The sequence below is a fragment of the Micrococcus sp. 140720015-1 genome (assembly GCF_053627595.1).
Window position 1 is genome coordinate 184,687 of sequence record NZ_JBSEYC010000003.1, and the last position, 20,475, is coordinate 205,161.

Here is a 20,475-nt window from a genome sequence, read left to right on the forward strand (position 1 = left end):
GCCCCGGCTCGCCCTGCGGTGGCCCCGGGTCAGCGCGCGGGCGTCGGGGCCCGCCGCGGCCCGTGCGTGATCCGGCGCAGCAGCAGCTCGGCGGGGCCGCGCCGGCCCGCCCGGTCCAGGACCACGGCGAGCGCCAGGGCCACGAGCCACGCGGCGGCGGCGACGCCGAGGGAGGCCGCTGTGCCCAGGTCCCGGCCGAGGCCGAGGCCCCAGCCGGCCAGCAGCGGGGCCATGAGCGCGGTCAGAAGCAGGTAACCGCTCAGGGACATGCGTCCCAGCGCGGACAGCGCTCGCGCCGGGGCGGGCAGGGCACCCGCGCGCCCCTCCAGCCGTGCAGCCACCAGTCCGAGCAGGGCCGCATAGCCGAGGCCGCCGAGCACGCCGGTGGCGAGGTGCACGCCCGTCGTGAGGAGCGGCGAGACGGGGTCGGGCCACACCCCCAGCGGCGTGAGCGCCAGCGGGAGACCGCCGAGCCAGGCCGCGGGGATGCCGACGACGGCGATGCGGGTGAGCTCTCCCGCCGGTGCTCCGCTGGGCGGTCGAGGAGGCCGCGGCGGGCCCACAGCAGACCCGTCAGCATGGGGACGGTCACCGTGAGCACGAGCGGCGTGGTGATCGAGGCGCCGAGCCACACGGCCAGCCGCTCCGGCAGGTCCACGAGCCAGGACGCGTCCGATGCCCGTCCGATCTCCTGGGCGGATTCCCGGATCAGCGCGTCCAGGTCCAGGCCCTCCCCGGTGAGCGTCTTGCGTTCCATCGCCAGGGCCCACATCACGAGCGGCGTGAACAGTGCGACGAGCCCGGCCACCCCGGCCATCACCCACGCCAGCGCGTTGCGCCACAGCCGGACGGTGCGATCGGTCCGGCGGTAGAACGCGTAGGTCAGCACGAAGCCGAGCACGGCGTAGCCGCCCAGGATGTCCCCGGACCACAGGAGCACGGTGTGCGCCAGGCCGAGCAGCGCCAGGCCGAGGTGCCGGCGGTCCAGCGTGGCGCGGAACGCCTCCCACGGCAGCCCCCGGGCCTGTTGGCTGCGGCCGAACTGGACCATCGAATACCCGAACAGCAGGGCGAACATCGGCAGAGCGCGTTGGTCCACGGCCATCAGCATGACGGCCTGGGCCACGGCGTCCACGGTGGTCTCCGGCTCCGAGTGGGTGCCGACGGGCATCCCGCGCAGCGGCAGCCAGTAGGCCACGTTCGCCAGCGCGATCAGCAGCAGCATGACGCCCCGGGCCAGGTCAGGGGCGAGGGTGCGGGCGGGGCCGGGGGCCGCCGTCGTCGTGGGGGTGCTCATGCGTCCCATCCCCCGATGTGCACGAGGGCGTCGCCGCGGTGCACCAGGGGCGCCTCGGTGCGGCCGATGACCACGCCGGTCAGCTCGGCCTTCACGTGCGCGAGGCGGCGGCCGAACGAGTTGTAGAGCGCGCCGATCCGGTCCCCGGCGTTCACGCGTTCGCCGAGGGAGACGTCCAGGTGCACGAGGCCGTCCGCGCGGGCGCGCACCCACGTGGACTGCCACACCAGGTAGGGGGCGTCCTGCTCGCCGTCGACGACGTCGGGGTGCACGGCCTCGGTGTCCTCGCCGGTGGCGTCGGTCGCCTCGGGCACGTCCGTGGTCCGCTCCTCGGGGACCTCACCGGGCAGCGGACCGGGGGCGTCGACGACGGCGTCCGGCCCGGGCTCGGTGAGCCCGACGTCGGCGGGATCCACCATGTCCAGGGCGGCGAGCACGCGCAGGACCCCGTCTACGCCGGGGGCGATCGCGTACTCGTCGAACCGCCAGGCCTCGCCGGCCTCGTAGAGCAGCACGCGGGCGCCGGTCTCGCGGGCCGCGGCGCGCAGGGAGCCGTCCCGCAGGCGGGCGTGGAAGAGCACGGGCGCGCCGAACGCCTCGGCGAGCGCGCGGGTCTGGGGGTCCTCCAGGTCGCAGCGGATCTGCGGCAGGTTGGAGCGGCGGTCCGCGCCGGTGTGCAGGTCGATGCCCACGGTGCAGCGGCCGATCACCTCGGTCATCATCAGGTGCGCGATGCGCGAGGCCAGGGAGCCCCGGGCGGAGCCGGGGAAGGAGCGGTTCAGGTCGCGGCGGTCCGGCAGGTAGCGGTCCCCGGCCATCACGCCGAGCACGTTGACGATGGGCACGGCCAGCAGGGTGCCGCGCAGCTGCGTGGGCTGCAGGCGCTCCAGGACGCGGCGGACGATCTCGACGCCGGCCACCTCGTCCCCGTGGACCGCGGCGGAGACCCACACCGTGGGCCCGTCCTCGCGGCCGTGCAGCACGTGCACGGGCAGGGTGACGTCCGCGCCGGTGACGAGCTGGGAGATCGGCAGGGACAGCTCGTGGCGGCGGCCGGCCGCCACCTCGATCCCGCCGAACGGGAAGGGGGCGCGGGCGGGGCGACGGCTCATCCGCGTCCCCGGTTCCGGCGGCGCACGCCGCGCGGCGGCTGCCCGCCCACGTACGAGGCGGCGGGGTCCACGAGAAGGCCGCCGGCGGCCAGCGCGGTGCGCCCCACGAGCATGCGGAAGCCCATCTCGTCCCGGTGGGTCAGGGTCACCTCCGCCTCGATCGTGCGGCCGGCCAGGGTCAGCGGCATCACGACGACGACGCGCTCCTGCGCCTCGCCGTTCGAGGAGCGGACCGTGCGCAGATCGGCCACCGGCAGCTCGGCCGTCCGCGCGTCCGCCGCCGAGGTCTGCCACGGGTGCACCTCGAACCGGACCCACGCGGCGCCGTCGCGGGTGAACCGCTCGATGCCGAAGGCGTGGAGCGCCGAGGTGCGGGCGCCGGTGTCGATCTTGGCCTTGATCCAGGGGGTATGGGCGGCGGGCAGGCCGACCCATTCGCGCCAGCCCACCAGCCCCGGGCGAGCGGCGCCATCGTCGGTGGAGGGCACGCCGTGGGGGGCCGGGGCCGTGTGCTTAGATTCAGACACGCCCCTCATCCTCCCAGGAAAGCGGTCATGAAGCTCGCCATCCTCTCCCGTTCCCTGCGCGCCTACTCGACGCAGCGGCTCAAGACCGCGGCGCTCGAGCGCGGCCACCAGGTGAAGGTCCTGGACACCCTGCGCTTCGGCATCGACCTCAGCTCGGACGAGCCCGATCTGATGTTCCGCGGCCGCCCCCTCTCCGGCTACGACGCCGTGCTGCCGCGCATCGGCAACTCGGTGACCTACTTCGGCACCGCCGTGGTGCGTCAGTTCGAGCAGATGGACGTCTACACGCCCAACACGGCCGCCGGGATCATGAACTCGCGGGACAAGCTGCGGGCCACCCAGATCCTCTCCCGCCACGAGATCGACATGCCCGCCACCGTGTTCGTGCGCAACCGCGGCGAGGTCTCCACGGCGATCGACATGGTGGGCGGGGCGCCCGTGGTGATCAAGCTGCTCGAGGGCACCCAGGGCATCGGCGTGATCCTGGCGCCGACCAAGAAGGTGGCCGAGGCGATCATCGAGACGCTGCACGGCACCAACCAGCAGGTGCTCATCCAGCGGTTCGTGGAGGAGTCCAAGGGCAAGGACATCCGCGCGCTCGTGGTGGGGGACCGCGTGGTGGCCGCGATGCGCCGCCGGGCCCAGGGGGACGAGTTCCGCTCCAACGTGCACCGCGGCGGCACCGTGGAGCGCGTCGAGCTCTCGCCCGAGTACGCGGAGACCGCCGTGCGCGCCGCCCACATCATGGGCCTGCGGGTGGCCGGCGTGGACATGCTCGAGGGCGAGCACGGCCCGCTGGTCATGGAGGTGAACTCCTCCCCGGGGCTGCAGGGCATCGAGGCCGCCACGGACCTGGACGTGGCCGGCGCGATCATCGACTACGTGGCGGACCAGGCCGGCTTCCCGGACATCGACGTGCGCCAGCGCCTGGCCGTCTCCACCGGGTACGGGGTCGGTGAGATCACCGTGCACGCCGGCTCCGGCTGGGTGGGCCAGTCCATCGAGGACTCCGGGCTGCTCGCGAAGGACCTGCAGGTGCTCACCCTGCACCGCGGCACCTCCGTGTTCCCCAACCCCGCGGACACCAAGGTCCTCGAGGAGGGCGACCGGCTGCTCTGCTTCGGCAAGACCGAGAACATGCGCGCCCTCATCCCCGCCCGCGCCCGCCGCCCCAAGCGCGTGCGGAAGCTGCCGGCCACCCCGATCCTCGTGTCCGTGCCCGAGGAGGCCCCGGCGCCCGAGGCGCCCGCCGACGACGCCTGAGCCCGGGCGCGGGGCTCAGCGGGCCGGGGCGAACGCGCCGATGCCCGTGAGGTGCCGGCCGAGCGTGAGCTGGTGGACCTCGTCCGTGCCCTCGTAGGTGCGCACGGACTCGAGGTTGTTCGCGTGCCGCAGCGGGGAGTGCTCCAGGGTGATGCCGTTGCCGCCGAGCATCTCGCGCGCCTCCCGGGCGATGCCGATGGCCACGCGGCAGTTGTCCAGCTTGCCGGCGGAGATCATGGCGGGGGTGAGCGGGCCGGCGTCCTTGGCGCGGCCGATCTGGTGCGCCAGCAGGTAGCCCTTCCCGATGGCCACGGCCATGTCCGCGAGCTTGGCCTGCGTCAGCTGATGGGAGGCCAGCGGCACCCCGAACTGCCGCCGCTGCATCGCGTAGTCGAGGACGGCGTCGAAGGAGTCGCGGGCGGCGCCCATCGCGCCCCAGATGATCCCGTAGCGGGCCTCGTTGAGGCACTGGAAGGGGCCCTTGAGCCCGACGGCGGTGTCGGCCGGCAGCATCGCGGAGGCGGGCAGGCGCACGCCGTCGAGGTGGATCTCGCACTGCACCGAGGCCCGCATGGACAGCTTCTGGGTGATCGCCTCGGCACGGAAGCCGGGGGTTTCGGTGGGGACCACGAAGCCGCGCACCCCGCGCCCGTCGCCGGGCTCACCGGTCTGCGCCCAGATGATCGCGACGTCGGCCAGGGTGGCCAGCCCGATCCACCGCTTGACCCCGTCGAGCACCCAGTCGCCGCCGGGCTCCTGGCGGGCCGTCGTCGTCATGGAGGCCGGGTCCGAGCCGGCGCCCGGCTCGGTGAGGCCGAAGCAGCCGACCGCCTCGCCGGTGGTCATGCGCGGCAGCCACTGCGCCTTCTGCTCCTCGGAGCCGTGCTTGTGGATCGCGCCCATCGCGAGCGAGCCCTGCACCGAGACGAAGGTGCGCAGACCGGAGTCGCCGGCCTCGAGCTCCTGGGCGGCGAGGCCGTACTCCACCGCCGAGCGGCCGGGCATGCTGTGGCCCTCGTAGGGCATGCCGAGCACGCCGAGGCGGCCCAGCTCGGGGACGATCTCGCGCGGGAACACGGCGTCGTCGTACCAGCGGGCGATGTGTGGGCGGATGTGCTCGTCCACGAAGCCGCGCACCTGCAGCGCGACGGCCTTCTCCTCGGCGGAGAACAGGGAGTCCAGGCCGACGACGTCGGCGCGGCCGAGGAACGAGTCGGCTTCGGCGTGGAACGGGGTGGTCATGGCGGGGGTCCTCTCTGCGGGGTGGTCAGTGGGCGTCGAGCCAGGTGTTGACGGCCGCCGTGTCCGCGCCGAGCGCGGGCGGTGCGTGGCGCGGGTGCGCGACGGGCGGGTCCCACTGCACCGGGTGGCGGAACTGCCGGCCGGCGGGGGCGCCGGAGCGGTCCTGGACCTCGACGGTCGGCTCGAGGCCGAGGGACTCGGCCAGCTCGACGCCCTCGGCGACGGTGGATACGAGGCCGACCGGGAGCCGCTCGGCCTGCAGCACGTCCCGCCAGTGGGCCGCCGTCTGCGCCGAGAGCGCGTCCTCCAGGGCGGTGCGCAGCTCCTCGCGGTGCTCGACGCGGTCCGTGTTCGTGGTGAAGCGCGGGTCCTCGGCGAGCTCGGGGGCGCCGAGGGCCGCGGCGAAGGTGCGGAACTGCGCGTCGTTGCCGATGGCGACGGCGAGCGGCGCGTCCCGGCACGCCAGCAGCTGATAGGGGGCGATCGAGGGGTGGTCGTTGCCCATCCGCCGCGGGACGACGTCGGCGCCGAGCCAGGCCTGGCCCTGGTTGGCGAGCGCCCCCTGCAGTGAGGAGAGCAGGTTCAGCCGCAGGTGGGCACCCTCCCCGGTGCGCTCGCGGCGCAGCAGGGCGGCGAGCACGCCGGCGGTGAGGTCCTTGGCCGTGAGCACGTCCACCAGGGCGACGCCCGCCTTCATCGGGGCGTCCGGTTCGCCGGTGATGCTCATGAGCCCGCCCGCGGCCTGGACGATGAAGTCGTAGCCGGGCAGGCCGCGGCCCTCGCGGTCGCCGAAGCCGGAGACCGCGGCATAGACCACGGACGGGTTCTCCCGCGCGACGTCGTCGTAGCCCAGGCCGAGGCGCTCCACGGTGCCGGGCTTGAGGTTGTGGACCACGACGTCGGCCCGGGCGGCCAGGGCGGCGGCCCGCCGCTGGTCCTCGGGGTCCTTCAGGTCCCAGCCGACCGACTCCTTGTTGCGGTTCACGGACTCGAAGTAGGTGGCGCCCGTCGCCGAGCGGGGCGGGGCCCAGCCGCGGGTGTCGTCGCCGCGCTCGGGGTGCTCCACCTTGATGACGCGCGCCCCGAGGTCCGCCAGCGTCATGGTGGCGAGCGGGCCGGCGAGGACGCGGGAGAAGTCGGCCACGAGGACGCCGTCGAGGGGGAGCGAGGCCGGGGAGGGGGCGGTGGTGGCCGGGGGCACGGCGGACTCCTCACTGTGGCGGACGACACGACGACGGGTTCCACCCAAGCACCGTGCTCGCGTTCCGTCCACTGACTCTGGGGCGGGTCACTGACGTGCGTGAGTCATCGGTGCCGGGCGGCCCGGGGCGGCCGGGAGAGGTGGGCACGGGGAGGCCCCGGGGCCGCGGGCAGAGGCTGTCAACTTCGCCGTCCCCAGATCCGAGCACCTTGTCCACAGGAGTTGTCCACAGATGTGGAGGGTGTGGACGACGGTGTGGATAGGCGTGTACCAGGCGGTGTGATGAGGGCGCAAACGAGGATGCTGTCAAGTCCAGTGGCCGGGCCCGAAAGGGGGGTGGAGAATCTTCCTCCACAGCGCTGGGGATCGCATCGTCCCAGGTCAGAGCCGGATTCTGGGAGCGGCCGAGCGGTTGTCCCCAGCGTGGTCCCCAGGCGATCCACACGACACGCCGCCGAATCCACACGTTGTCCACAAGACCTGTGGGAAACGCGGTTGCCCACCCTCCACGGCGCGCGTAGTGTCGCGTGGTATCCCCAACGCGAGGGCGGGTATTGGCCGCAGGTGACCACTGACAGGCGCGCATCCGCTCTGACCGTCGCCCCGGGGACCGTTGCACCGTCCGCCTGCAGGAGGGTGCGGCGGCACGGGCGGTGAGAACAGAGGAATCAGGGCCGGGAAGACCGGCGAGGGCCGCCGTCGTGCGGGCTGTGGGAAGGGAGTCTCCGGACGTTGAGTGAGAACTACGGAGACTCGGGCTCCTACGACGGCGGCCGTTCCTCTGAACGCTTCCTGCCGCCCCAGGACCTGGAGGCGGAGCGCTCGGTGCTGGGCGGCATGATGCTCTCCAAGGACGCGATCGCGGACGTGGTGGAGCTGCTGCGCGGCCACGACTTCTACCGGCCGAGCCACGAGATGATCTACGAGGCGATCATCGACCTCTACGGCCGCGGTGAGCCCGCGGACGCCGTCACCGTGGCGGACCTGCTGAACAAGCGCCAGGAGCTGAGCCGCGTGGGCGGCCCTGCCGTGCTGCACGAGCTGATCCAGTCCGTGCCCACCGCCGCCAACGCGAGCTTCTATGCGGAGATCGTGGCGGAGAAGGCCGTCCTGCGGCGCCTCGTGACCGCCGGCACCAAGATCACCCAGTTGGGGTATCAGGGCGACGGCGAGGTCGAGGAGATCGTCAACGAGGCGCAGTCCGAGATCTACAAGGTGGCGGAGAACCGCCAGTCCGAGGACTACGTGCGCCTCGCGGAGATCATGGAGCACGCCGTCGACGAGATCGAGGCGGCCGGCAACCAGGGGGAGGGCCTGACGGGCGTCCCCACCGACTTCTACGACTTCGACGAACTGACGCAGGGCCTGCACGGTGGACAGATGATCGTGATCGCGGCGCGCCCCGCCGTCGGCAAGTCCACGCTCGCGCTGGACTTCGCGCGGGCCGCGGCCATCCACCACAACATGGCCACCGTGTTCTTCAGCCTCGAGATGGGCAAGAACGAGATCGCCATGAGGCTCCTGAGCGCCGAGGCGACGATCGCGCTGCAGGACCTGCGCAAGGGCACCATCCGGGACGACCAGTGGTCCAAGATCGCCGCGACCGTGGGGCGGCTGAACGAGGCGCCGTTCTTCATCGACGACTCCCCGAACATGACCATGATGGAGATCCGCGCCAAGTGCCGGCGGCTCAAGCAGAAGAACAACCTCAAGATGGTGGTGCTGGACTACCTGCAGCTCATGAGCTCGGGCAAGAAGGTCGAGTCCCGTCAGCAGGAGGTCGCCGAGTTCTCGCGTGCCCTCAAGCTGCTGGCCAAGGAGCTCGACGTGCCGGTGATCGCGTTGAGCCAGCTGAACCGTGGGTCCGAGCAGAGGACGGACAAGCGGCCGCAGGTGTCCGACCTGCGCGAGTCCGGCTCGATCGAGCAGGACGCGGACATGGTGATCCTGCTGCACCGCGAGGACGTGTACGACAAGGAGTCCCCCCGCGCCGGCGAGGCGGACCTGATCGTAGCCAAACACCGCAACGGGCCCACGAAGACCATTGTGGTGGGGTTCCAGGGGCACTACTCGCGGTTCTCGAACCTGGCTCAGGACGGTGGGGGCGGCGGGGGGTTCTGACGGCCCTCACTGCGTCAACTGACGCCCCTACGGCACGAGATCGAGCTTCAACCTCGGTGTCGTCTGGCGCATGCATTCCCACAGGTCGACGCAGTGGACCCCCAGGGCGGCACAGGCGTCGGGGATTTTCACGCGCTTGCGCGCCTGAGGGGCGGGCACCTCGAAGGTGACCACGGTGGCGTCTATGCACGCAGCGTGCGCCACCAGCAGTAGGTCGGCGCTGTCATCCAGGAACTCGTCCTGCGCGGCCTGCTGATATGCGGGCTGACGGGTCAGTGTCCATTGAGCCAACTCGCCGATGCGCTGGGGCACCCCTGCTGTGGGTGGGAGGAAGAGCTGCGGGTGGCTGGACGCCCAGGTGGCGAGTACATCCGCGCCCCGGCACAGCTCCTGCCGCACGGCTTCCACGCTGGCGACCGAGCCTGCCGCATGAGCGCGCTCCATCCACGTCCAGAACCCCGGGGCGAGGTCGAACCCGTAGTAGCTGTTCTTCGGTGTGATGAAGGTGTTGGCGTCGAGCAGGAACATCACGCGCCCGCCATCTTCTGAGCCAGGGTGTCCATGACCTCACGCTTGTGGGTCCCGAGCAGGCGGAACGCGTCCCGGTAGCTGGTTCCGCCTTCCCGGGCGCTGGCCACCACCGCGGTGGTGAACGGGACGCCGAGGCGGTAGCGGGCGGTGCGGTAATAGTCGCCCCCTCCGCTCTTCGTCGCCGGGGTCTGGGGGCGGGGGGCGCGGGCCAGTGCTGCGAGCTGTGCGTCGGCGGTTGTTTGATCGATGAGACCGCAGGTCTTCATCCGGAGGACGACGACGGCGCGGCTCACCTGGCAGCGTTTGGCCACGTCGGAGACCACCTCGTCGAACTCCGTGCTGAGTCGCCCCCCCTGCTGCTCCAGGACGGCGCGGGGCACCAAGGCTGCGGCGGCCACCCGGTTGCACCAGGCTTCCTCGTGGGGTGCGCGGCGCCCGGGGCGGGCATCGGACAGCGCGCTGTGTCCGAGGAGCAGGTGAGCAGCCTCGTGGAGGAGGGTGAAGTGCTGGGCGGTCTTGGCCTCGGCTCCGTTGACGAAGATCAGGGGAGCGAGGTCGTCGGCCAGAGCAAAGCCCCGGAACTCGTCCGGGTTCAGGGCCCGTCGGGTCTCGTTGCCGACGTAGCCGCTGATCATCACCAGCACCCCCGCCTCTTCCAGGGCGCCCACGAGCCCACTGCGGAAGGCGTCACTGGCACTGGGCAGGACGTCCAGGTGGAGGATTTCCCGGAGGCGTGTGCCGGCATCCTCTGCATCGTCCTGGAGCGTGGCGCTGCCCACGAGGGGCACGGGGTCGGCGCCGATGGCGATCATATGGTCCCGGTACCAGTCCTGGCGGAGCTGGCACTCCCGCAGGACGTCCACCAGTTCGGCGGAGGGACGATCCACGCCCTGGCTGCCCGGAGTGCGCATGTCGGGAATGGGGATGGGTGCCGGCACCGGGGGAGCGCTGAGGAACAGCATGCCGAAGGGCACGTGGACTTTCTGCCCGAAGCGTTCCAGCTGCTTCATGGTGGGCTTTTTCGTCCGGTTGAGCCAGGACTCGAGGTCGGGGTGTGCGGCGGTAGCGCTGGCCAGATCGAAGCCTCCGCGTTCGAGGGCCCAGCGCAGGACGGCCGGCTCGACGTCAACGCGCACCGTGGACGTGGACATGGACCGCCTCCTTCCTGCACCGGGGTGGGTCTGTGTCGCCCTGCGTTCAGCGTAGTCATCGCCTCGGACGCTGTAAGCCCTGCCCCCGTACACTCGCGTTGTGATCACCGGAGAACTCAAGAGCCAGGTCGACCGCGTCTGGGACGCCTTCTGGACGGGTGGCATCAGCAACCCGCTGGAGGTGATCGAGCAGATCACCTACCTGCTCTTCCTCCGCCGCCTGGACGAGAGGCAGACGCAGGCTGAGGCCAAGGCGCGGCGCATGAGCCAGCCGGTGGAGAACCCGGTCTTCGGCCCTGGCCAGCAGCATCTGCGCTGGCAGCAGCTGAAGAACGAGTCCGCGGAGACGATGTTCGCCCGCATGGACCGCGAGGTGTTCCCGTTCCTGCGGCAGCTGGGCCAGCAGGTGGGCGGTGAGGACTCCACGTACGCGCATCACATGCGGGATGCCCGGTTCACCATCCCGAACGCACGCATGCTCTCCACTGCGGTGGACCTGATCGACCAGCTGCCGATGGGCAACCGAGACACCACCGGTGACCTCTACGAGTACCTGCTCTCGAAGATCGCCTCGGCGGGCGTCAACGGCCAGTTCCGCACGCCGCGCCACATCATCGACCTCATGGTGCAGATGACGGCACCCACCCCGGATGACGTCATCGTGGACCCGGCCTGTGGCACGGCGGGCTTCCTCGTGGGTGCGGCGGAGCACCTCCGGGAGACGCACCCGGACATGTTCTACAACGCGCATGCTCGTCTGCACTTCAACCGGCGGATGTTCCACGGGTACGACTTCGACAGCACGATGCTGCGCATCGCGAGCATGAACATGCTGATGCACGGGGTGGAGGCCCCGGACATCGCGTACCGGGACTCCCTGGCCCAGGGAGCCAGCGACGGCGACGCCGGCAAGTACAGCTTGATCCTCGCCAATCCGCCGTTCGCCGGTTCGCTGGATGCCGCGGGGGTGAGCGCGGATCTCCAGCGCGTGGTGAAGACGAAGAAGACGGAGCTGCTGTTTCTGGCCCTGTTCCTGCGGCTGTTGAAGCCGGGGGGCCGTGCGGCGGTGATCGTCCCGGACGGTGTGCTGTTCGGCTCCACGAAGGCCCACAAGGACCTGCGGAAGATGCTGGTCGAGGACCAGCGCCTGGAGGCGGTGGTCAAGCTCCCCTCGGGCGTGTTCAAGCCGTATGCGGGGGTCTCGACGGCGATCCTCTTCTTCCAGCGCACGGATTCCGGGGGCACGGACGACGTGTGGTTCTACGACGTCCGTGCGGACGGGTTCAGCCTGGACGACAAGCGGAACCCGACCGAGGCGAACGACCTGCCGGACGTGCTGCAGCGCTGGCAGGACCTGGCAGGGGAGAAGGACCGCCCGCGGACCGCGCAGTCCTTCCTGGTGCCCAAGGCGGACATCGTGGAGCAGGGGTACGACCTCTCGATCAACCGATACAAGGAGATCGAGGTCGAGGAGGTCGAGCACCGGGACCCGCTGGAGATCCTCGCGGACCTCGAGAAGCTCGACGCGGAGATCGCCGAGGGAACCTCCGAGCTGAAGGCGATGCTGCAGTGAAGACTGTGAAGTTGGGGGACATCATCTCTCTCCAGTACGGGAAGGCGCTGAAGAAAGGCGATCGCCGAGGAGGGTCCGTTGCCGTCGTGGGTTCAAGCGGTGTCGTGGGGTTCCATGATCACGCGCTCAGTTCGGGACCTACGATTGTCGTAGGGAGGAAGGGGTCAATCGGGTCGGTTACTTGGGTGCCCGGTGATGTTTGGCCTATAGATACTGCCTATGAGGCGGTACCTCGCGGGGAGGGGGTCGATCTTCGGTGGCTGTATTGGATCCTTGGCTCTCTCGGTCTCGAAGGGATGAACAAATCAGCGGCAGTGCCAGGATTGAATCGAGATGATGTGTATCGTCTCTCAATCCGACTTCCTGATCTAAAGACGCAGAAGTGCGTCGCGGAGATCCTGGACCGAGCTGACGAGCAGCGGTCGCGGCGACGGGCTCAGATCACTCATCTCATGGATCTCCGATCAACGGTGTTCGAATACCTCTTCCCCTCCCCGGGGAAGAATGTGCGGCCGCTCGGCGAGGTTGCAGCCGTTTCGTCGGGGATCACCAAGGGGCGCAAGGTGAAGGAAGCCGTGCGCGAGGTTCCGTACATGGCGGTGGCGAACGTCCAGGCTGGTTCTCTGGATCTCACAGCGGTGAAGACCATCGCTGCCACGGAGGCGGAGATCAGCAAGTACGAGCTCCGGGAGGGGGACCTGCTGCTCACCGAGGGCGGGGACCCGGACAAGCTCGGGCGAGGCACCGTCTGGCGCGGGGAACTCCCGCTGGCATTGCATCAGAACCACATCTTCCGCGTGCGCCTGCCAGAAGAGGGTGCTGTCGTCATCCCCGAGTACCTGGAGAGCTACGTGGCAAGCCACGCGGCCAAGAGTTACTTCCTCCGCTCCGCCAAACAGACCACCGGCATCGCGTCCATCAACTCGACCCAGCTGAAGGCGCTTCCTGTGCCTGTCCCTCCCTTCTCCGTCCAGCGCGAGTTCGCGGCCGCCGTCGCGAAGGTCGACGCGCAACGGGAGCGGATCGAGCGGGCACTGGCCCTCGAGGACGAGCTGTTCGCGTCCCTGCAGTACCGGGCATTCCGCGGCGAGCTGTGAACCCGGCAGGATAGGGCCCAGCCGCAGCGTGGCGGCGCGCACCGAAGGAGGAGCCGATGGCAAGCAACATGGACTGGGTGGAGCAGGCGCTCCCCGTCGTCCATCGGGATGCCTCCCAGGCCGAGGCCTACCTCACCACGGACCCGCGCGCCGCCGCCTTCTACGCCCGACGCTCAGTGGAGCGGATCGTGGAGTTCCTCTACGCCACCCGGGGCCTGGACGACCCCTACAGCACCGACCTCGCCGGCCGCATCAACGCCCCCGCCTTCACCACGCTCACCGGGCGGGACATCGTGGACAAGCTGAATTTCCTCCGCAAGGCGGGCAACAACGCCGTCCACAAGGACCTCGCCCTGGACTCCCGGGCCGCCCTGACGATCCTCCGTGAGCTCTTCCACGTGCTCGTCTGGACGGCCTTCCATCACGGTCCCCACCCCGAGGCCGTCCCCACCACGGCGCAGTTCGACCCCGCACGAGCCCCGCGCCAGGCAGCCATGCCCGTCGAGCAGCTCGACGCGGTCATCGCCCGACTCAAGGCCCAGGACGAGGCCAACGCCCGCCTCCGCGAGGAGAGTGAGCAGCAGGCCGCTGCCTACGAAGCGGAGATCGCCGCCCTGCGGGAGCAGATCGCCGCCGCCCAGGCCGCCGCGGCTGCCAGTGACCTCACCGACCTCCACGCCTACGACTACGCCGAGGCCGAGACCCGCACCCTCTACATCGACCTGCTCCTCCACGAAGCCGGATGGCCCCTCGACCAGGACCGCGACCGCGAATACCCCGTCACCGGACTGCCCACCCCGGGCGGCACCGGCCGTGTCGACTACGTCCTCTGGGGTGCCGACGGCCTGCCCCTGGCCGTCCTCGAGGCCAAGCGCACCACCCGCAGTGCCCACGAGGGCCAGGAGCAGGCCCGCCGCTACGCGGACGCCCTCGAGGCGCAGTACGGCCGCCGTCCGCTGATCTTCTACAGCAACGGCTACGAGCACTGGCTCTGGGACGATGCCGCCTTCGGCCCCGCCGGGGGCTACCCACCCCGTGAGATCGAGGGGTTCCTGACGGCAGACGAACTCGAGCGGCTGATCCAGCGCCGCACCGCTCGCCAGGACCTCGCCACCGTGCTTCCCAAAACCGAGATCGCCGGGCGCCCCTACCAGCTCGAGGCGATCCGCGCCGTCGGCGAGGCCTTCACCGCCCGCCAACGCGACGCCCTGCTCGTCATGGCCACCGGAACCGGCAAGACCCGCACCGCCATCGCCCTCGTCGACCAGCTGCTGCGTGCCAAGTGGGTCAAGCGCGTCCTCGTCCTCGCGGACCGCACCGCCCTGGTGAAACAGGCCGCCGAGAACTTCACGAAGCACCTGCCGCACGAGACCGTCGTCAACCTGCTCAATGACAGGACCGCCGAAGGGCGTATCTACGCCGCCACCTACCCCACCATGCTCAACCTGCTCCAGCGCGACGGGCAGGACGGACCCCGCCGCTTCGGCGCGGGGCACTTCGACCTCGTGATCATCGACGAGGCCCACCGCTCCGTCTACCAGAAGTACGGGGCCATCTTCGACTGGTTCGACTCCCTCCTGATCGGCCTCACCGCCACCCCCAAGGACGAGGTGGACCGCAACACCTACCGCCTCTTCCACCTCGAAGACGGCGTCCCCACCTTCGCCTTCGACCTCGCCGAGGCCGTGGAGCAGGGCTACCTGGTGCCGCCGGAGGGGGTGTCTGCCGGGACCGAGTTCCTCCGCCGGGGCATCCGCTACGACGACCTCTCCGAGGAGGAGAAGGCCGAGTGGGATGCCCTCGACTGGGGCGAGGACGGACCTCCGGAGAACGTGGACTCCCAGGAGATCAACGCCTTCCTCTTCAACGACGACACCGTAGACAAGGTGCTCGAGCTGCTCATGGAGCGCGGGCAGAAGGTGGCCGATGGAGACCGGCTGGGGAAGACGATCGTCTTCGCCAAGAACCAGCGGCACGCCGAGTTCATCGAGCGCCGGTTCAACGAACGCTTCCCCGAACTGGGCGGTGGCTTCGCCCGCGTGATCACCAGCAGGACCGCCTACAGTGGCGCCCTGTTGGACGACTTCTCCGACCCGGACAAGATGCCCCAGATGGCCATCAGCGTGGACATGCTCGACACCGGCGTGGACATCCCCGACGTGGTCAACCTCGTGCTCTTCAAGGTGGTCCACTCCAAGACCAAGTTCTGGCAGATGCTCGGCCGCGGCACCCGCCTGCGCCCTGACCTCTACGGTCCTGGCCGGGACAAGACCTCCTTCACCGTCATCGACGTCGGCGGAAATCTCGAGTACTTCAACCAGGACCTTCCCGAACGGGAGGCATCCCAGCAGAAGTCCCTCACCCAGCAGATCTTCGAGACGCGGGCCGCCGTCGTCGCGGCCCTGGACGCTCAGACCGAAGCGGGCGGACGGGAGGACAGAGCCGGCGCTGTGCGCCGCAGTCACGCCGACTGGCTGCACTCCTACGTGGCGGCTATGCCCGGGCAGAACCTCTTGGTGCGCAAGCACCGGCGTCAGGTGGAGCGCTGGTCCGACGCCGCTGCCTGGGAGCGCGTGAGCGACGAGGACGTCCAGGAACTCTCCGAGCACGTGGCAGGACTGCCCTCAGTGGTGCGTGACTCCGACGAGGCCGCCAAACGCTTCGACCTGCTCGCCCTGCGCTGGCAGCTCGCCGACCTGGATCAGGACCTCACCACGGCCGAACGGTGCCGAACGGCGATCCAGGACATCGCCGGAGCCCTGTTGAGCCAGGTGCGCATCCCCGCTGTGCGGCAGAAGGAGGATCTGCTGTCCCGCGTGGCCGAAGACCTCTGGTGGGAGGACGCGGGGCTCGCAGACGTCGAGGCCCTGCGCGAGAGCCTGCGCGACCTCGTGGCGTTCCTGCCCCGGCGGACCTCGTCACCCGTCTACACCGACTTCGTGGACACCCTCCTGGACTCCGACGACGTGGTGATCGTGCCGTCCAGGCCCGGCATGGACTGGGAGCGCTACCGGCGGAAGGCGAGGGCCTTCCTGCAGGGCGAGCGGGACACACTGGCACTGCGGAAGCTTCGCGGCAACCAGCCTCTGACGGAGGCGGACCTGGACGAGCTCGGCCGCATGCTGGTGGAGGCCGGAGGGTCGGAACGTCCCGAACTGGACTGGGTGCGCGACCACGCCGGGGGCGAGCTCGGGGTGTTCGTGCGGAGCCTGGTCGGCCTGGACCGCAGTGCCGCCGAGGAGGCCTTGGCCGGGTTCCTGGATGAGGGGCGGTGGAACGCCGACCAGATCCACTTCACCCGCATGCTCGTGGACGACCTGGTCCGCAACGGGGTGGTCTCTCCCGGGCGACTGTACGAGGACCCCTATCTGTCGATGGGCGGGGTGGACGCCGTGTACCCGGGCGAGGCGGCCGACGCCGTGGTGGCCGTGTTGGACGAGGTGCGGAGGCGAGCCGAGGTGAGAGCGGGGAGGGTGGCGTGACGGGAGCCTGCCCCTCCCGCCTTCTGCGTGGCTGCGGCCGTGGTCATAATTTTCCTGGCGGGAAAATTATGACCCGTGGCATCCTGGGGGCATGACCATCACTTTCGGTCCGGACCCGGTGCGCACGCGGGTGCAGGAACTGTTGAGTCGCCTCGACGCAGGCACGGCCCTCGGCGACCCCGATGAGACAGCACTCGTCGACTTCAAGGAGGATCCCTCGCGTCGTGGTCCGCGGGGCGAGCTGCTCGAGGGCCGGAGGGAGGACGCGGACGCTGCCGAGTTCCTCGCCAAGGAAGCCGCCTGCATGGCCAACACGCCCGGCAGTGGCGCGCTGATCGTCGGGGTCTCCAAGACGGGGGAGCTGATCGGTACCGCCTTGGACGCCGAGTGGCTGCGCTTCCGCATCTTCGAGGTCGCCGGGCGTGCGCTCACGGTGGATGTGCAGGAAGTGGTCGTCCAGGGAACGCGCCTGCTCGTCCTCTACCCGCCGGCTGCCGTCGAGCCGATCCGCATGGAGGGGCGCATCCGCTGGCGCGTCGGGGATCACTGTGCTGAGGTCGACGCCAGCACCTGGCACACGCGCCAGATGTATCGCAGGCAGTACGACTGGTCGGCCGAGGCGTCCGCTGTTCCGGTGGCAGATGTGCGTTCCTCTGCCGTCGATATCGCCCGTGCGTTCCTCTACGACAGCGGTGACGAGCGCAGTGAGGACCTCGCCAACGCGCCGACCCCGCAGCTGCTGCGCCGGCTGAACGTCGTCACTCCGGAGGGAATGCTGACGAACGCCGGCGTCCTCGCCTTCGTGGGGCGGGCCGAGCCGTCCCTGGACTACACCCACCACGAGGTGGCCGGCGCTGACAGCAGCATCCGCGTCCACCGCGGCGGACGCTCCCTCCTGGAGGAGCTGGCGGACGTCCTTCAGGCGTTCGAGGCCCGGAACACGGTGCGGCATGTGCAGACGGGCCTGGCCGTCGGGCAGCTGCGGGACATCCCTCGGATCGCCGCTCGTGAAGCCCTGGTGAATGGGGTCGCCCATCGCGAATGGGGACAGCCGGAGGCCACCCGCGTGGAGCACATCGGCCGCACCCTGCGGGTGACTAGCCCTGGCGGGTTCTTCGGCGGGGTGGAGCCGGGGAACATCATCACCCACCCCTCGGTCTCACGAAACAGGGCCCTCACTCAGTTGCTGGCGGACCTGCGCGTGGCCGAGCGGCAGGGCATCGGTGTGGACCGCATGGTCCGCGAGATGGTGCGTCTGGGGCATCCACGCCCGGAGATCGAGGAGATCCCCGGCCCGTACGTCCGCACCACCTTGGTGGGCGAGTCTCTGGACGAGTCGTGGATGACGTGGTTGGGCAAGGTGGAACCTCGACATCTCACGCAGGACGTATCTGCCGTTCTCATTCTGCGGCACCTGGTGGAGCGGGTGTGGATCGATGAGATCAGGGCTGCCCGGCTGACCCAGGTCTCTCCGACGGAGGCGCGATCGGTGCTGGATCGACTCAGGGCGGCGACCGTCGGTGATGCCCCCCTGGTGGAGCTCGCGGCAGGGACGCCGGACGCCGCTCCGCCCGTGTGGAAGCTGAGCGACGGGGCCAAGCAGCTGCTCACAGCGCTGGACGCTGAGGTCGGCCGCCACCGCGCGGCACCGGCCCGGCGTGCCGTGGCCATGGACTTCGCGCGTGAGCGCGGGCGGATCAGCACCACCGAGCTGGCCTCGCTGGTCGGCGGCCACGCCTCCAACATGGGCTCCACCCTGCGAGCGCTGGAGGAAGAAGGGGTCCTGGAGCCCTCCACTCCGTCGCGTCGAGGGCGCGGCTTCTTCTACCGCTGGGTGCAGGAGAGGGCCGCGGGCGGCCCGGCGGGCGTCGAGGGAGGGGCATAACTTTCTGGACGAGAAAATTATGGCTCGCCGGTGCCGGGGCGTGCAGTCATAACTTTCGGGCTCGCCTCTCCCTCGGCAGCCGGCGCGCCGGCGGCGAGCACCTCGTGTGCCGCGATCTCCGGGCTCAGCTCCGGTGCGGTGCAGCGACTACAGCATGGACGCACACGAGCTCCCAGCTAACACTCCAGCTCCTGCGGCCGAACATGCGGTCTGCGAAGATCGACGCACGGGGGGGGGGGGGGGGGATGGAAGGCGAGGGCCGGAGAGGAGCGACGGTGAACGCATGGGTGGTCCGCGCGGGGCAGCGCGGGGAGAACGAGCACTGGAACATCGAACATGGTCGGGTGACCGTCGGGTGGCCGGAGGTCGGGGATCTGACCTCGACCGCCGCGCGGGAGGACGTCCGCGCCCGGGTGGAGAACGCCTTTCCCGGCGGCGGCGCTGCGCGCTGGGCCAATTCCACCGGCCAGCTGTGGGCGTTCCGCGACTCCATCCGCCCCGGTGATCTGGTGGTCCTGCCGTTGAAGACCAAACCTGGCTACCTGCAGTTCGGACGAGTCACCGGCGCGTACGCCTACGATGCCGCACAGGCCCCTTGGCACCGCAGTCACTCCCTGCCGGTGGACTGGTGCGGAGAGCCGGTCTCCAAGACCCTGGTGGGCCAGGACCTCGTCCACACCGTCAACGGCAGCCTCACCGTGTTCCAGCCGAGCCGGAACGACGCCGCCGCGCGCCTCGAGGCCATCGCCGCCGGCCGCCCAGACCCCGGGTTCGGAGCGGCCGCCGCCACGCCGCCGGTGCCGGCACCCACCGACCAGGCCACCACCGAGGTGACGGACCCCGAGACGGCACCGACCGTCGTCGCCATCCGAGACCGTATCCGCGCCCATGTGGCCGGGGAGTTCCGCGAGCACGAGCTGACCCACCTGGTCGCGAAGATCCTCACGGTGCTCGGCTTTAGGTGTGAACTCTCGCCACCCGGGCCCGACGGCGGCGTGGACATCATCGCGGGCACCGGACCCCTGGGGCTGGACGCGCCGACGCTGATCGTGGAGGTGGAGTCCGAGCCGACCCCGATCGGTTCCCGGGTGCTGCGGGGGCTGCACTCTGCCATGACACAGCACCGGGCGGATCAGGCACTCCTCGTGGCCTGGGGTGGGGTGACTCGGCCCGCCGAGCTGGAGTTCAAACGAGACCGCACGACCATGTGCATCTGGGACGCCGACGCGCTGCTCGACCAGCTCTTCCTCACCTACGACCGGCTGCCGGCCTCCACGCGGGCGCGGATCCCGCTGCAGCAGGTGTGGGTGCTAGAGGACGAGGGGTGACTGCGCCCGGGGTGCTGGTGGCCGAGGCGCGGGGGGTGCTGCTGAACGGGTCGGTGTTCCGGGTGTGGCGGGCTGGGGCCGCGCCTGGTGGCGTCAAGGCCGTCATAGCGGACGGTGTGGAGTTTCCGAAGGGGCGCGGACTGTACGCGATCTCCGAGGTGACGCCGTCGTGCGTGAAGGCCGGGCCGCTGGACGCGCCGGTCGGCCCCGGCGGCCTGCTCTACGTCGGCAAGGCGGAGAAGAGCCTGACGCGGCGCGATGTGCGGCAGCACTTCGGGACCGGGAAGACCGGGTGGTCCACTGTGCGGAGGTCGTTCGCTGCGTTGCTGCGGGACGAGTTGGGACTGGTGCCCGTCCCACGGGCGACGGCATCGGTGACCTCGACGGCGCCGGCCACGTTCGCATTGACGGGGGAGTCGGACCTGCGGCTGACCACGTGGATGACCAGGCACCTGGCACTGCGCGTCTGGACGCCGCCGTCCAACGTGGTGCTGGCCGCCGTAGAACGAAAGGTGATCGCGGACCTGAACCCGCCGCTGAACCTGACCCACGCTGGCCCGCGGCCGCGGCTGAAGGCGGCGCGGAAAGTAATGGTGGGCTTGGCCATGACCCATACTGGCTGACAGAGTGGACCCCTGACAGACTCCGATCCCACGTCTAGCCTG

The 20,475-nt window shown here is 70.4% G+C and carries 15 protein-coding genes; 8 read left to right on the forward strand and 7 right to left on the reverse strand.

All coding sequences use genetic code 11. The features are described 5' to 3' along the window. Nucleotides 1–29: 29 nt before the first annotated feature. The 3 genes from ACUXPL_RS06360 to ACUXPL_RS06370 all read right to left on the reverse strand — a co-directional run bounded on the left by ACUXPL_RS06360 (nucleotide 30) and on the right by ACUXPL_RS06370 (nucleotide 2,936). Nucleotides 30–1,010 (reverse strand): DUF418 domain-containing protein, encoded by a 981-nt coding sequence (locus ACUXPL_RS06360; protein WP_454182953.1) that lies wholly within the window; start codon nucleotides 1,008–1,010, stop codon nucleotides 30–32. Between the two features lie 283 nt (nucleotides 1,011–1,293). Then, entirely contained in the window at nucleotides 1,294–2,409 is a 1,116-nt protein-coding gene (locus ACUXPL_RS06365) for a succinylglutamate desuccinylase/aspartoacylase family protein (RefSeq protein ID WP_454182634.1), read from the reverse strand. After that, a complete protein-coding gene (locus tag ACUXPL_RS06370) occupies nucleotides 2,406–2,936 on the reverse strand; it encodes an ATP-dependent zinc protease family protein (protein ID WP_454182636.1) in 531 nt (176 codons plus the stop codon). The genes ACUXPL_RS06365 and ACUXPL_RS06370 overlap by 4 nt, the downstream gene beginning before the upstream one ends. A 27-nt stretch (nucleotides 2,937–2,963) precedes the next feature. On the opposite strand from ACUXPL_RS06370, the gene rimK reads away from it, so the two are divergent. After that, a complete protein-coding gene (gene rimK / locus ACUXPL_RS06375; protein ID WP_454182638.1) occupies nucleotides 2,964–4,199 on the forward strand; it encodes a 30S ribosomal protein S6--L-glutamate ligase in 1,236 nt (411 codons plus the stop codon). A gap of 15 nt (nucleotides 4,200–4,214) precedes the next feature. Here the strand turns inward: rimK and ACUXPL_RS06380 are convergent, their stop codons facing one another. Both ACUXPL_RS06380 and ACUXPL_RS06385 read right to left on the reverse strand, forming a co-directional pair. Then, nucleotides 4,215–5,441 (reverse strand): acyl-CoA dehydrogenase family protein, encoded by a 1,227-nt coding sequence (locus ACUXPL_RS06380; protein ID WP_454182640.1) that lies wholly within the window; start codon nucleotides 5,439–5,441, stop codon nucleotides 4,215–4,217. A gap of 25 nt (nucleotides 5,442–5,466) precedes the next feature. Beyond that, nucleotides 5,467–6,642 carry a CaiB/BaiF CoA transferase family protein gene (locus ACUXPL_RS06385; RefSeq protein WP_454182642.1) on the reverse strand — a complete coding sequence of 392 codons (1,176 nt, stop codon included), beginning with the start codon at nucleotides 6,640–6,642 and terminating at the stop codon, nucleotides 5,467–5,469. A gap of 732 nt (nucleotides 6,643–7,374) precedes the next feature. Here ACUXPL_RS06385 and dnaB point away from each other — a divergent pair. Continuing rightward, nucleotides 7,375–8,763 (forward strand): replicative DNA helicase, encoded by a 1,389-nt coding sequence (gene dnaB, locus ACUXPL_RS06390; RefSeq protein ID WP_454182644.1) that lies wholly within the window; start codon nucleotides 7,375–7,377, stop codon nucleotides 8,761–8,763. A gap of 27 nt (nucleotides 8,764–8,790) precedes the next feature. Here dnaB and ACUXPL_RS06395 read toward each other — a convergent pair whose 3' ends face one another. Then, a complete protein-coding gene (locus ACUXPL_RS06395) occupies nucleotides 8,791–9,291 on the reverse strand; it encodes a DUF4411 family protein (RefSeq protein WP_439883867.1) in 501 nt (166 codons plus the stop codon). Next, nucleotides 9,291–10,445, reverse strand: coding sequence for an ImmA/IrrE family metallo-endopeptidase (locus tag ACUXPL_RS06400; protein WP_439883861.1), 1,155 nt, complete (start codon nucleotides 10,443–10,445; stop codon nucleotides 9,291–9,293). The genes ACUXPL_RS06395 and ACUXPL_RS06400 overlap by 1 nt, the downstream gene beginning before the upstream one ends. A gap of 100 nt (nucleotides 10,446–10,545) precedes the next feature. Here ACUXPL_RS06400 and ACUXPL_RS06405 point away from each other — a divergent pair, with 100 nt between their 5' ends. From ACUXPL_RS06405 to ACUXPL_RS06430, 6 genes are all read left to right on the forward strand, one after another. After that, complete coding sequence (locus ACUXPL_RS06405; protein ID WP_439883862.1) at nucleotides 10,546–12,018, forward strand: N-6 DNA methylase; 1,473 nt, start codon at nucleotides 10,546–10,548, stop codon at nucleotides 12,016–12,018. Beyond that, complete coding sequence (locus ACUXPL_RS06410) at nucleotides 12,015–13,115, forward strand: restriction endonuclease subunit S (RefSeq protein ID WP_439883863.1); 1,101 nt, start codon at nucleotides 12,015–12,017, stop codon at nucleotides 13,113–13,115. The genes ACUXPL_RS06405 and ACUXPL_RS06410 overlap by 4 nt, the downstream gene beginning before the upstream one ends. A 56-nt stretch (nucleotides 13,116–13,171) precedes the next feature. Beyond that, nucleotides 13,172–16,597, forward strand: coding sequence for a DEAD/DEAH box helicase family protein (locus tag ACUXPL_RS06415; protein WP_454182647.1), 3,426 nt, complete (start codon nucleotides 13,172–13,174; stop codon nucleotides 16,595–16,597). A 91-nt stretch (nucleotides 16,598–16,688) separates the two neighbouring features. Continuing rightward, nucleotides 16,689–18,482 carry an ATP-binding protein gene (locus tag ACUXPL_RS06420; RefSeq protein ID WP_454182649.1) on the forward strand — a complete coding sequence of 598 codons (1,794 nt, stop codon included), beginning with the start codon at nucleotides 16,689–16,691 and terminating at the stop codon, nucleotides 18,480–18,482. A 275-nt stretch (nucleotides 18,483–18,757) separates the two neighbouring features. Next, a complete protein-coding gene (locus ACUXPL_RS06425; protein WP_454182651.1) occupies nucleotides 18,758–19,810 on the forward strand; it encodes a restriction endonuclease in 1,053 nt (350 codons plus the stop codon). After that, nucleotides 19,807–20,433 carry a GIY-YIG nuclease family protein gene (locus ACUXPL_RS06430; RefSeq protein WP_454182653.1) on the forward strand — a complete coding sequence of 209 codons (627 nt, stop codon included), beginning with the start codon at nucleotides 19,807–19,809 and terminating at the stop codon, nucleotides 20,431–20,433. The genes ACUXPL_RS06425 and ACUXPL_RS06430 overlap by 4 nt, the downstream gene beginning before the upstream one ends. The last annotated feature ends 42 nt before the right edge of the window (nucleotides 20,434–20,475 follow it).